The sequence below is a fragment of the Pseudomonas sp. EMN2 genome (assembly GCF_009650555.1).
Classification (GTDB): domain Bacteria; phylum Pseudomonadota; class Gammaproteobacteria; order Pseudomonadales; family Pseudomonadaceae; genus Aquipseudomonas; species Aquipseudomonas sichuanensis.
Window position 1 is genome coordinate 54,032 of the sequence record NZ_VZZR01000012.1, and the last position, 12,445, is coordinate 66,476.

Below are 12,445 nucleotides of genomic sequence, written 5' to 3' on the forward strand. Positions count from 1 at the left end.
ATTGCCCATGCCCTGTGGAAGCAGCAATTTTGTGTCGCTTGTACTGGCGTCATCGCTGGCAAGCCAGCTCCCACAAGCCTGGGCTGATGCGGTCGGAGTGGGAGCCGGCTTGCCGGCGATTGGGCTGCAAAGCAGCCCCCCTGGATTACTCGGCTACGGCATTTTTGGCCAGGATTGCGTTGGCCAGTTCCATGTCGCTGGCCTGCACGCCCGGGTTGTCGGCGCGAACCTGGTTGATGGCAGCTTCCAGGAACGGCCCGCGAATCGCACCGTCACTGGCGACAAAGCTGCCGGCGTCATCCTGGGCGGCGACGATCAGCTTGTGGTCCTTGAAGGTCAGGTAGGTCGAGGCAGTGGTGGCACCCGAGGAGATGACGTTACGCCAGAACGTGTCGGCCATGGCGGAGCCAATGGGCAGCGCGAACAGGACGGTGGCTGCGATGGCTGTTTTGAAACGCATGATGAATCACCTCGGTCTTTGAGGGCTGTTTGAGATGCTGGTTGGATCATGCCTGCCCACGCCAAGTTCCCGTACACACAGGGGATTTATCACTTATCCACAGACCCGTAGCACCTCCTCCAGGGTGGTCAGCCCCTGCTCGACGCGGTCCTGGCCGCAGCGTTGCAGGTCACGCAGGCCGTCGGCCTGTGCTTGCCGGCGCAGGGCGGCCAGGTCGGCGCCCGGGGTGATCCGTTCACGCAGGCTGGCGCTGACCCTGAGCAACTCGAACAACCCTGTGCGGCCCTGGAAACCGCTGCCCCGGCACTGGCCGCAGGGCTGTCCCTGCGGGGCGCTGTCGCGGCAGGCCGGGCACAGCGTGCGTACCAGGCGCTGGGCCAGAACGCCGATCAGCGTGGCCTTGATCAGGTAGTCGGCCACACCCAGCTCCTGCAGGCGGGTGATGGCGCCGCAGGCATCGTTGGTGTGCAGGGTGGACAGCACCAGGTGCCCGGTCAGCGCCGCTTGCACGGCTACCTGCGCGGTCTCGGGGTCACGGATCTCACCGATCATGATGATGTCCGGGTCCTGGCGCAGCAGGGCGCGCACGCCGTCGGCAAAGTTCAGGTCCAGGCCCGGCTGGACCTGCAGCTGATTGATGGCGGGCTCCAGGCGTTCGATGGGGTCTTCGATGCTGCACAGGTTCACCTGTGGTGTGGCCAGGTGCCTGAGGCTGGCATACAGCGTACTGGTCTTGCCCGAGCCGGTGGGCCCGGTGACCAGCAGGATGCCCTGGCGCTGTTGCAGCAGCGCCTGCCACTGCTGCAGAAGCGAGCCGCCCAAGCCGAGGCGTTCGAGGGTGTCATGCCGTTGCCGGGGGTCGAACAGGCGTAGCACCAGCTTTTCGCCGAACGGCGTGGGCAGGGTGGAGAGCCGCAACTCGATGTCCGCGCCGCCCGGCAGACGACTTTTGAGCCGGCCATCCTGGGGCCGGCGTTTCTCCGCCACGTTCATCCGCCCCAGGTGTTTCAGGCGGCTGACCATGGCCAGCGCAACCGCCGCAGGGAAGGCGTAGACCGCGTGCAGCAGGCCGTCGATGCGCAGGCGCAGGTGGCCCTGGGCTTGGCGCGGTTCCAGGTGGATATCGCTGGCGCCTTGTTCGATGGCGTACTGCAGCATCCAGTCGACGATGTGCACGATGTGGGCGTCGTCGGCACTGGCTTGCTGATGGCTGGCGCCCAGTTCCAGGAGTTGTTCCAGCTCGCCCAGGCGCGGCGACTGCTGCTGGCCGGCACCCCGGACCGAGTGGGCCAGCCCGTAGAAGGTCGGTGCCAGCTGGCGCAGTTGCCTGGGGCTGGCCAGTACCCGGCGCACCCGCTTGCCAAGGCTCAGGGCCAGGTCGGCTTCCCACTCGCGCTGGTAGGGCTGGGCGCTGGCCACGGTAATGCTGCTGTCGTCCATGGCCACCGCAAGGATGCCGTGGCGCTGGGCGAATGCCGCAGAGACCAGGTTGCCAAGGCGGGCCAGGTCGATCTGTAGCGGGTCGATGTGCAGGAACGGCTGGCCGGCCTGGTGCGCCAGCCAGCGGCAGAGGCTATCCAGCCCGAGGGCCTGGCCTGGGTGCAGTGGGTCTGGCAGGGCCAGGGCTGCAATCAGTTCCAGAGGATGGTCGGTGGGGTGGGACCTTGCCCGTTCGAGTGCCTGCAGGGCATCGCTGGCGGTGATGCGTTGCTCGGCCAGCAGGGCATCTAGCAGGCGGTTGAGGTCGAGGTCATGGCTGTCCTTGGCGAGCATGGCGGCGTCCTGGCCAGGTGAACGAAGGCCTGGAAAGGCTAGCCCGGGTGGTCCTGCCGCGGTGCGGCAAAGGGTTTCCGGATCTTGCCGCCGGCGGCCTTCAGCTCACGGCCGCGTGCGCCAGGCGCGGCAGGTTGTTCAGGCTGACGTCGGCGACACAGACCAGGTTGCGCAACTTTTGCGCGATCACTTCGGCGCGGTGCCAGCTCAGGCCGCCGATACCGATCTGCACGTCGAGCAGGTCGTCGCACTGGCTCACCTGCACGCTGTGCGGGGTGAGAAATTGCAGCGCGAACAGGTTCAGTACCCGGCACAGGGTGTCCGGCTCGGCTTCGGCCTGCAGGTGGTAGTGCACGGTGCTGTGTGCGGCCGTGGCGGCCCAGGCGTCGGTGCGGGGCGAAGTGAGGAGGTGTTCGAGTGCGTTCATGCTGGGTCTCCGCGAAAGTGCAGAAATTCTTGCACGTTCGGCGGGGCATATTTTCGCTATGATTCGGCAATTCACCGTTTTTGCGAATTAGATAATTCGTTTTATGGCGTATTGGAGAATCAATCATGCAAAGCGAACTGGACGCCTATGACCGGCGCATTCTCGAGGTGCTGCAGGCGGATGCTTCATTGTCCAGTGCGCAGGTAGCCGAGCGGGTCGGCCTGTCGCAATCGCCCTGTTGGCGCCGTATCCAGCGTCTGAAAGAGGAGGGGGTGATCCGTGGCCAGGTGACCCTGCTGGATCGCAAGAAGGTGGGGCTGAATACGCAGATCTTCGCCGAGGTGAAGCTCAATGCCCACGGCCGTTCGAACTTCGCCGAGTTCACCGAGGCGATCCGCGGCTTCCCCGAGGTGCTGGAGTGCTACGTGCTGATGGGCTCGGTGGATTTCCTGCTGCGTATTGTCACCCCGGACATCGAAGCCTACGAACGGTTCTTCTTCGAAAAGCTGTCGAATGTGCCGGGGATCCAGGAGGTCAATTCGATCGTGGCCTTGTCCGAGATCAAGTCCACGACCAGCCTGCCCTTAACGCGCTGAAGGCGACTTGAGCAGGTACTTCCAGGCGCGATTCTGTTCGATGGCGCGGGCCTGCTCGATGCGCGCTTCCAGCAGTTCGTCCTTGTGCTCATCGACCAGCGGTTGCTCGGCCAGTTCGTGCAGCTTGTTCAGCTCACCGTACAGACGGTCCTGCTGGGGCAGGTCGAGCACCTGGCGGGCATGGTGCATCCAGGCCTGTACGGACTCGATGCGCGGCAGCTGCTCGGCCAGGTCTTCCGGGCGCTGTACGTACAGCGGCAGCTTGAGGGCGCGGGCTTCCTCGCCGAGCAGGTGCTGCAGCCAGCTGGCCAGTTGCGCCTTGCCCTGGCGTTCGCCACGGCCTTTGCGTTCGACGGTCCAGGCACGGGCACTCAGCCAGCGCGCAGTTTCCAGGGAGAACTGGCCCCAACGCGGGTCTTCCAGCTCTTCAGTGAACTGCTCGGGTGCGGCGCGGCGGATGTCTTCGTCCTCGTTGCCGGCCAGCACCAGCGGGCGCCAGTCTTCCAGCAGGGCGTCGAGGCTGGCGCGCAGCTCGCGGGTGGCAGCGCGCGGCGCGGCCTGGCCAAGGCTGCCAGTGAGCGCGCGCAGCTCGGCCAGGCAGCGCACCCAGTCCTGCAGCAGGCGCCAATGGCCGGTGTGGCGGTACTGCTCGGCCAGGCGCTGGCTGCTGCCGAGCAATTGCCAGGCGAGGGCGGCGAAGGCGTCGTCCACCGGCATTTCGGCATCCAGCTCGGCGCTCGGCAGGTCCAGCTCGTAGCTGCCTTCGTCGAGCAGGCGGTAGCCGCGTTCGGCCTTGCTGATGTCACAGGGCATCAGTGGCAGCGTGGCGGCCAGTTCGGCGGCCAGCTCCAGCAGCGCTTCAGGCGCGCCTTCGCGCAGCTCGAGCTCCAGCTCGCAGATGGCTTCCTTGCGTTTGCCGGCGATCACGAAGCCTTGGTCCAGCGCAGCCTCGATCACCACCTTGGCCTTGCCGCGGCCCCAGGAAATCTCCGCGTACTCGCGGGTGAAATCAGTGGTGAACAACGGCTTGATGGTTTTCTTGTCGAGCTCGGCCAGTTGCTCGGGCCAGCAGCTGGCGTCGAGCTTCTTCAGGTCGAGCTTGACCTTGTCCAACTGCCACTCGTGCTCGTTGCGCTCGGACAGGCCGGCCACGCTCTTGCCGCGGCACTTGAGGGTCTGGATGATCACCTCGCCGTCACGGCGCAGGCGCAGGGCGACACGGGCGGCGGACAGCTCACGCTCGGGGGTGTCGAAATACTGATTGAGCAGTTCGCGGGTCTGCCAGCCGGACTTGTTGCGCTTTTTCAGCAGCGGGTGCTCGCGCAGGGCGGCAAGGGTCTCGGGGCTGGCGCGGAGTTTGAGTTCGGTTTCTGTGTGCATCGCGGGCTCGGAAGGAGGGGACATCGTTGCCGGGCAGTCTACAGGAGTCGGCTGTGGCCTGCCGGTTTTGGGGCCGCTTTGCGGCCCATCGCGGGTAAACCCGCTCCCACAGGGATTGCGTGGTACCCGGCAATCGCTTGCTCTGCGCAGGGATGGCATTGTTATGATGAGTTTCGATGCCGTCGAGGAGTCCGCGCATGCCGTTGCCGTCGCTGAAAGACCAGTTCGCCGCCCTGATCGCCGCCCCGTCGGTCAGTTGCACCCAGCCTGCGCTGGACCAGTCCAACCGCCCGGTCATCGACCTGCTGGCCGGTTGGCTGGGCGACCTGGGTTTCAAATGCGAGATCCAGCAGGTCAGCCCCGGCAAGTACAACCTGCTGGCCAGCCGCGGCACCGGCCCGGGCGGGCTGGTGCTGGCGGGGCACAGCGACACCGTGCCCTACGACCCGCAGCTGTGGAAAAGCGACCCGCTGAAGCTGACCGAAGTCGATGGCCGCTGGGTCGGGCTGGGCAGTTGCGACATGAAGGGCTTTTTCGCCCTGGTCATCGACGCGGTGATTCCGCTGCTGGAGCACGACTTCAAGCAACCGCTGCTGATCCTCGCCACCTGCGACGAGGAGAGCTCGATGTCCGGCGCCCGCGCCCTGGCCGAAGCCGGCCAGCCGCTCGGCCGCGCGGCGGTGATCGGCGAGCCCACCGGGCTCAAGCCGATCCGCATGCACAAGGGCATCCTCATGGACCGCATCGACATCCTCGGGCGCAGCGGCCATTCGTCGGACCCATCGCTCGGCCACAGCGCTCTGGAGGCCATGCATGCGGTGATGGGCGAGTTGATGGACCTGCGCCGCGGCTGGCAGGAAAAGTACCGCAATCCGCAGTTCACGGTGCCCACGCCAACCCTGAATTTCGGCTGCATCCACGGCGGCGACAACCCCAACCGGATCTGTGGCCAGTGCGCGCTGGAGTTCGACCTGCGCCCGTTGCCGGGCATGGATGTCGAGCAGCTGCGCGCGGCCATTCGCGGCAAACTGGCGCCGCTGGCCGAGCGCCACGAGGTGCGCATCGACTACGCGCCGCTGTTCCCCGAGGTGCCGCCCTTCGAGCAGGCCGCCGACTGCGAACTGGTGCAACTGGCCGAACGCCTGACCGGCCATCGCGCCGAAGCGGTGGCCTTTGGCACCGAAGCGCCTTATCTTCAGCAGCTCGGCTGCCAGACCATCGTGCTTGGCCCGGGCGACATCGCCTGCGCCCACCAGCCTGGCGAGTACCTTGAAATGTCACGTATCGAGCCTACCGTGCGTCTATTGCGTGACCTGATCCGGCACTATTGCCTGAGCTAAACGTCCATTGAGCTGATTCGTTCCTGCCTAGAGGAGACCGCGCGTGACCGCAAGCCTGTTCCGACGATGACTTTCGAACGTTGTGCGCCTTTTCGTTCTCCGTTCACTTATCCACAGGCCTCGTCATGCCCGATTACGTCAACTGGCTGCGCCATGCTTCTCCCTACATCAACGCCCACCGCGACTGCACCTTCGTGGTCATGCTCCCGGGCGACGGTGTGGAACACCCGAACTTCGGCAATATCGTCCACGACCTGGTGCTGTTGCACAGCCTCGGCGTGCGGCTGGTGCTGGTGCACGGCTCGCGCCCGCAGATCGAAAGCCGCCTGGCCGCCCGCGGCCTGACCCCGCACTACCACCATGGCCTGCGGATCACCGACGCGGCTACCCTCGACTGCGTGATCGATGCGGTCGGCGCCCTGCGCCTGGCCATCGAGGCGCGCCTGTCGATGGACATGGCGGCGTCACCGATGCAGGGCTCGCGCCTGCGCGTAGCGTCCGGCAACCTGGTCACCGCGCGGCCGATCGGCGTGCTGGAGGGGGTCGATTACCACCACACCGGCGAAGTGCGCCGAGTCGACCGCAAGGGCATCAACCGCCTGCTCGACGAGCGCTCCATCGTGCTGCTGTCGCCGCTGGGCTACTCGCCGACCGGCGAGATCTTCAACCTGGCCTGCGAAGACGTGGCCACCCGCGCCGCGATCGAGCTGGGTGCCGACAAGCTGCTGCTGTTCGGCGCCGAGCCCGGCCTGCTGGATGACCAGGGGCAACTGGTACGCGAACTGCGCCCGCAACAGATTGCGCCGCACCTGCAGCGCCTGGGCAGCGATTACCAGGCGGAATTGCTGGACGCGGCCGCCGAGGCCTGCAAGGGCGGGGTGGCGCGCAGCCATATCGTCAGTTACGCCGAAGATGGCGCGCTGCTGACCGAGCTGTTCACCCGTGGTGGTGGCGGCACGCTGGTGTCCCAGGAGCAGTTCGAAGTGGTGCGCGAGGCGACCATCGACGATGTCGGTGGCCTGCTGGACCTGATCAGCCCGCTGGAAGAGCAGGGTATCCTGGTGCGCCGTTCGCGCGAGGTGCTGGAGCGGGAGATCGAGCAGTTCAGCGTGGTCGAGCGCGAGGGCATGATCATCGCCTGTGCGGCGCTGTACCCGATTGCCGATTCCGAGGCGGGGGAGCTGGCGTGCCTGGCGGTGAACCCCGAGTACCGGCATGGCGGGCGTGGCGACGAGCTGCTCGAACGCATCGAGGCGCGGGCTCGGCAGTTGGGGTTGAAGACCTTGTTCGTGCTGACGACCCGGACCGCGCACTGGTTCCGCGAGCGTGGCTTTGCGCCCTGTGGCGTGGAGCAGCTGCCGGCGGCGCGGGCGTCGCTGTACAACTTCCAGCGTAATTCGAAGATTTTCGAGAAGCCGCTCTGACGCATGCTTGTTGGGGGCCTTTTCGCGGGTAAACCCGCTCCCACAGGTTATGTGCAAAGCCTGTGGGAGCGGGTTTACCCGCGAAGAAGACGTCGCCGCAGCTAAACAAAAACGCCGCCCCTGAGGGCGGCGTTTTCAGTTACACGGTATGCAGATACCAGTTGTACTCGAGGTCGGAGATCGAATGCTCGAACTCCTCCAGCTCGCTCTCCTTGCACGCGACGAAGATGTCGATGTACTTCGGATCGATGTACTTGTTGAGGATCTCGCTGTCGTCCAGCTCGCGCAGGGCATCGCGCAGGTTGTTCGGCAGGCTCTGCTCCAGCTGCTCGTACGAGTTGCCTTCGATCGGCTCACCCGGTTCGACCTTGTTGGTCAGGCCGTGGTGCACGCCGGCCAGCACGGCCGCCATCATCAGGTACGGGTTGGCATCGGCACCGGCGACGCGGTGTTCGATGCGCACCGAGTCCGGCGAACCTGTGGGTACACGCAGGGCCACGGTGCGGTTGTCCAGGCCCCAGCTCGGCGCATTGGGCACGTAGAACTGCGCGCCGAAGCGGCGGTACGAGTTGACGTTGGGGCAGAGGAACGCCATGGAGGCGGGCAGGGTCTCGAGCACACCGCCGACAGCGTGACGTAGCGCGGCGTTCTGCTCGGGATCCTCGCTGGTGAAGATGTTGTTGCCATCTTTGTCCAGCACGGAGATGTGTACATGCAGGCCGTTGCCTGCCTGGCCCGGGTAGGGCTTGGCCATGAAGGTGGTGTCCATTTCATGGTCGTAGGCGATGTTCTTGATCAGCCGCTTGAGCAGCACCGCGTAGTCACAGGCCTTGAGTGGGTCGGCAACGTGATGCAGGTTGACTTCGAACTGGGCCGGGGCGCTTTCCTTGACGATCGCGTCGGCCGGGATGCCCTGCTCTTTCGCGCCTTCGAGGATGTCCTGCAGGCAGTCGGCGTATTCGTCGAGGTCGTCGATCAGGTACACCTGGGTCGACTGCGGGCGCTTGCCCGAAATCGGCGAGCGTGGCGGCTGCGGGCGGCCGTTCACGTTCTCCTGGTCGATCAGGTAGAACTCCAGCTCGAACGCGGCGCAGATGGTCAGGCCCATGTCGGTGAACTTGCTCACCACCTGGCGCAGCACTTCACGCGGGTCGGCGAAGAACGGCTCGCCTTCGAGTTCGTGCATGGTCATCAGCAATTGCGCGGTAGGGCGCTTCTGCCAGGGCTCGTTGCACAGGGTGTCGGGGATCGGGTAGCAGATGCGGTCGGCATCGCCGATGTCCAGACCGAGGCCCGTGCTTTCGACGGTCGAACCGTTGATGTCGAGGGCGAAGAGGGAGGCCGGCAGGTTGATGCCTTTCTCGTAAACCTTGTGCAGGCTCGTGCGCTCGATGCGCTTGCCACGAACCACACCATTCATATCTGCAATCAGAAGGTCAACGTAGAGAACCTCAGGATGTTCCTTAAGGAACGCGTTCGCTTCGTTAAGCTGAACGGCACGCGGGGGTACCGACATGATGCAACACCTTTGTTGTTAAAAATATCAATCAAGGGGGGCTTGCAACCCCAGTCAATCGGAAAGACCGGGCTAAGTCAAGCCAGCCCCATGATGCCCTGAAATGGCACGTCTACGGCAGATTTGCTGCATATCGGGGCGTGCCATTATCCGCTATTTTCGTGCTGAAGGGTTATCCAGAGCGGGCCGTGTTTTATTTTTTACGGAGGAGTTGTGTAAAAAAATGAACAAGGCTAAGCTCGGTCACAACCCAGAACACAATAATACGAGGGTCACATGGTCCGCCTGTCGAGACCTGCCAGCGCCGCATGCACGGTGCGCTCAGGTACATCTCCCGGTTACCGTCCGATCATTGCACGCCTGCAACAGTGGGTGGCCGCAGTGGCCGCAATAATTGACGGTTCGCACAAAAAAACCATGCCTCGTAATGCGTTACTGCACGTCTTCCTTTCTATCTGCCCTTTGCTTTCACCACGGAGCCACTCTTATGGAGTGTATCCACTGGCGGCCTGCGCGCAGGTTTTTGCTTTAGCCAGGCACTCCATCCAGAATCAAGGCGCGGGCCTGTCCAGGCCCCTCGGCGCTGTGTGCGCCGACTTTGACCGACGCCAGGCGTCAATGGCAGCCGGTTCCCTGCAACCGGGCCACATTACCTCCTGAGGTATTTATGAGTAACAACCTCGACCAGCTCACCGATTGGTTGAAAGAGCACAAGATCACCGAAGTGGAATGCCTGATCAGCGACCTGACCGGCATCACCCGAGGCAAGATCTCGCCCACCAACAAGTTCATCGCCGAAAAAGGCATGCGCCTGCCCGAGAGCGTGCTGCTGCAGACCGTGACCGGCGATTACGTCGACGACGACATCTATTACGAACTGCTCGACCCGGCCGACATCGACATGATCTGCCGCCCCGACGAGAACGCGGTGTTTCTCGTGCCCTGGGCCATCGAGCCGACTGCCCAGGTGATCCACGACACCTACGACAAGAAGGGCAACCCGGTCGAACTGTCGCCGCGCAACGTGCTCAAGAAAGTCCTCAAGCTCTACGCCGACAAGGGCTGGCAGCCGATCGTCGCGCCAGAGATGGAGTTCTACCTGACCAAGCGCAGCGAAGACCCGGACTTCCCGCTGCAGCCGCCGGTGGGCCGTTCCGGCCGCCCGGAAACTGGCCGCCAGTCGTTCTCGATCGAGGCCGCCAACGAATTCGACCCGCTGTTCGAGGACGTCTATGACTGGTGCGAACTGCAGCAGCTGGACCTCGACACGCTGATCCACGAAGACGGCACCGCGCAGATGGAAATCAACTTCCGTCACGGCGATGCCCTGCACCTGGCCGACCAGATCCTGGTGTTCAAGCGCACCATGCGCGAGGCGGCGCTCAAGCACAACGTGGCCGCCACCTTCATGGCCAAGCCGATGACCGGCGAGCCAGGCAGTGCCATGCACCTGCACCAGAGCGTGGTCGATGCCGCCACCGGCAAGAACATCTTCTCCAATGCCGACGGCAGCATGAGCGAGCTGTTCCTCAACCACATCGGTGGCCTGCAGAAGTTCATCCCCGAGGCGCTGCCGCTGTTCGCCCCCAACGTCAACTCGTTCCGCCGCTTCCTGCCGGACACCTCGGCGCCGGTGAACGTCGAGTGGGGTGAAGAGAACCGCACCGTCGGCTTGCGCGTACCGGATGCCGGCCCGCAGAACCGCCGAGTCGAGAACCGCCTGCCGGGCGCCGACGCCAACCCGTACCTGGCCATCGCCGCCAGCCTGCTGTGCGGCTACATCGGCATGGTCGAAGGCATCGAGGCCAGCGCGCCGGTACAGGGCCGTGGCTACGAGCGCCGTAACCTGCGCCTGCCGCTGACCATCGAGGATGCCCTCGAACGCATGGAAATCAGCCGGGCACTGGAGCAGTACCTGGGCAAGAAATTCATTACCGGCTACGTCGCCACCAAGCGCGCCGAGCATGAAAACTTCAAGCGCGTCATCAGCTCCTGGGAGCGAGAGTTCCTGCTGTTTGCTGTGTGATCAACCCTGAGGCCGCCCAAGGCGCGGCCACCGGACCATGGAGAAGCACATGAGCGTCAACAACCCGCAAACCCGTGAATGGCAGACCCTGAGCGGCGAGCACCACCTTGCACCTTTCAGCGACTACAAGCAGCTGAAGGAGAAGGGGCCGCGCATCATCACCAAGGCGCAGGGTGTGCATTTGTGGGACAGCGAGGGCCACAAGATCCTCGACGGCATGGCCGGCCTGTGGTGCGTGGCGGTGGGCTATGGCCGTGAAGAACTGGTGCAGGCGGCAGAAAAGCAGATGCGCGAGCTGCCGTACTACAACCTGTTCTTCCAGACCGCCCACCCGCCCGCGCTGGAGCTGGCCAAGGCGATCACCGACGTGGCCCCTGCGGGCATGACCCATGTGTTCTTCACCGGCTCCGGCTCCGAAGGCAACGACACCGTGCTGCGCATGGTCCGCCACTACTGGGCGCTCAAGGGCAAGCCGCACAAGCAGACCATCATCGGCCGCATCAACGGCTACCACGGCTCCACTTTTGCCGGCGCGTGCCTGGGCGGCATGAGCGGCATGCACGAGCAGGGCGGCCTCCCGATCCCAGGCATCGTGCACATCCCGCAGCCGTACTGGTTCGGTGAAGGTGGCGACATGACCCCGGACGAATTCGGGGTATGGGCCGCCGAGCAGTTGGAGAAGAAAATCCTCGAGGTCGGCGAAGACAACGTCGCCGCCTTCATCGCCGAGCCGATCCAGGGCGCCGGCGGCGTGATCATCCCGCCAGAGACCTACTGGCCGAAGGTCAAGGAGATCCTGGCCAAGTACGACATCCTGTTCGTCGCCGACGAAGTGATCTGTGGCTTCGGCCGCACCGGCGAGTGGTTCGGCTCCGACTACTACGACCTCAAGCCCGACCTGATGACCATCGCCAAGGGCCTGACCTCCGGTTACATCCCCATGGGCGGTGTGATCGTGCGTGACAAGGTGGCCAAGGTGATCAGCGAAGGTGGCGACTTCAACCACGGCTTCACCTACTCCGGCCACCCGGTGGCGGCGGCGGTGGGCTTGGAAAACCTGCGCATCCTGCGTGACGAGAAGATCATCGAGCACGCCCGCACGGAAGTGGCACCCTACTTGCAAAAACGACTGCGTGAGCTGCAGGACCACCCACTGGTGGGCGAAGTGCGCGGCCTGGGCCTGCTCGGCGCGATCGAGCTGGTCAAGGACAAGGCGACTCGCAGCCGTTACGAGGGCAAGGGCGTGGGCATGGTCTGCCGCAACTTCTGCTTTGAAAACGGCCTGATCATGCGCGCCGTGGGTGACACCATGATCATCGCCCCGCCGCTGGTGATTACCCATGCCGAGGTGGACGAGCTGGTGGAAAAGGCGCGCAAGTGCCTGGATTTGACCTACGAAGCGATCAAATGACGGTCTGCTAGGCTGGCGAGGTGACATTAAGTCATTACAAGGCCCTGGTTGTGTTGAAACAGCGCCTTGTAACTTGCCAGACTAACGGCTGT

At 64.4% G+C, this 12,445-nt stretch carries 10 protein-coding genes; 5 read left to right on the top strand and 5 right to left on the bottom strand.

Going from position 1 to position 12,445, the window contains the following annotated elements; all coding sequences use genetic code 11:
* Positions 1–145 precede the first annotated feature (145 nt).
* The 3 genes from F6X61_RS04620 to F6X61_RS04630 all read right to left on the bottom strand — a co-directional run bounded on the left by F6X61_RS04620 (position 146) and on the right by F6X61_RS04630 (position 2,660).
* Positions 146–460: a DUF2388 domain-containing protein gene (locus tag F6X61_RS04620; RefSeq protein ID WP_125462185.1), complete on the bottom strand. Its 315-nt coding sequence runs from the start codon at positions 458–460 to the stop codon at positions 146–148.
* 93 nt (positions 461–553) lie between these two features.
* Entirely contained in the window at positions 554–2,233 is a 1,680-nt protein-coding gene (locus F6X61_RS04625; protein ID WP_153785602.1) for a GspE/PulE family protein, read from the bottom strand.
* Between the two features lie 100 nt (positions 2,234–2,333).
* Positions 2,334–2,660: a hypothetical protein gene (locus tag F6X61_RS04630; protein ID WP_153785603.1), complete on the bottom strand. Its 327-nt coding sequence runs from the start codon at positions 2,658–2,660 to the stop codon at positions 2,334–2,336.
* 125 nt (positions 2,661–2,785) lie between these two features.
* Here F6X61_RS04630 and F6X61_RS04635 point away from each other — a divergent pair, with 125 nt between their 5' ends.
* Positions 2,786–3,256 (top strand): Lrp/AsnC family transcriptional regulator, encoded by a 471-nt coding sequence (locus F6X61_RS04635; RefSeq protein ID WP_110992159.1) that lies wholly within the window; start codon positions 2,786–2,788, stop codon positions 3,254–3,256.
* Here F6X61_RS04635 and F6X61_RS04640 read toward each other — a convergent pair.
* Positions 3,245–4,636 (bottom strand): inorganic triphosphatase, encoded by a 1,392-nt coding sequence (locus tag F6X61_RS04640; protein WP_153785604.1) that lies wholly within the window; start codon positions 4,634–4,636, stop codon positions 3,245–3,247. The genes F6X61_RS04635 and F6X61_RS04640 overlap by 12 nt on opposite strands.
* Before the next feature lie 197 nt (positions 4,637–4,833).
* Between F6X61_RS04640 and argE the strand changes: the two genes are divergently transcribed.
* On the top strand, positions 4,834–5,976 hold the full coding sequence (gene argE, locus F6X61_RS04645) for an acetylornithine deacetylase (RefSeq protein ID WP_153785605.1): 1,143 nt from the start codon (positions 4,834–4,836) through the stop codon (positions 5,974–5,976).
* A gap of 125 nt (positions 5,977–6,101) precedes the next feature.
* Positions 6,102–7,400 carry an amino-acid N-acetyltransferase gene (gene argA / locus F6X61_RS04650; RefSeq protein ID WP_153785606.1) on the top strand — a complete coding sequence of 433 codons (1,299 nt, stop codon included), beginning with the start codon at positions 6,102–6,104 and terminating at the stop codon, positions 7,398–7,400.
* Between the two features lie 139 nt (positions 7,401–7,539).
* Here argA and F6X61_RS04655 read toward each other — a convergent pair whose 3' ends face one another.
* On the bottom strand, positions 7,540–8,916 hold the full coding sequence (locus F6X61_RS04655; protein WP_110992163.1) for a glutamine synthetase family protein: 1,377 nt from the start codon (positions 8,914–8,916) through the stop codon (positions 7,540–7,542).
* A 667-nt stretch (positions 8,917–9,583) separates the two neighbouring features.
* On the opposite strand from F6X61_RS04655, the gene F6X61_RS04660 reads away from it, so the two are divergent.
* On the top strand, positions 9,584–10,942 hold the full coding sequence (locus F6X61_RS04660) for a glutamine synthetase family protein (protein WP_153785607.1): 1,359 nt from the start codon (positions 9,584–9,586) through the stop codon (positions 10,940–10,942).
* Positions 10,943–10,991: 49 nt separating this feature from the next.
* Positions 10,992–12,353 carry an aspartate aminotransferase family protein gene (locus F6X61_RS04665; protein ID WP_153785608.1) on the top strand — a complete coding sequence of 454 codons (1,362 nt, stop codon included), beginning with the start codon at positions 10,992–10,994 and terminating at the stop codon, positions 12,351–12,353.
* Positions 12,354–12,445: the final 92 nt, after the last annotated feature.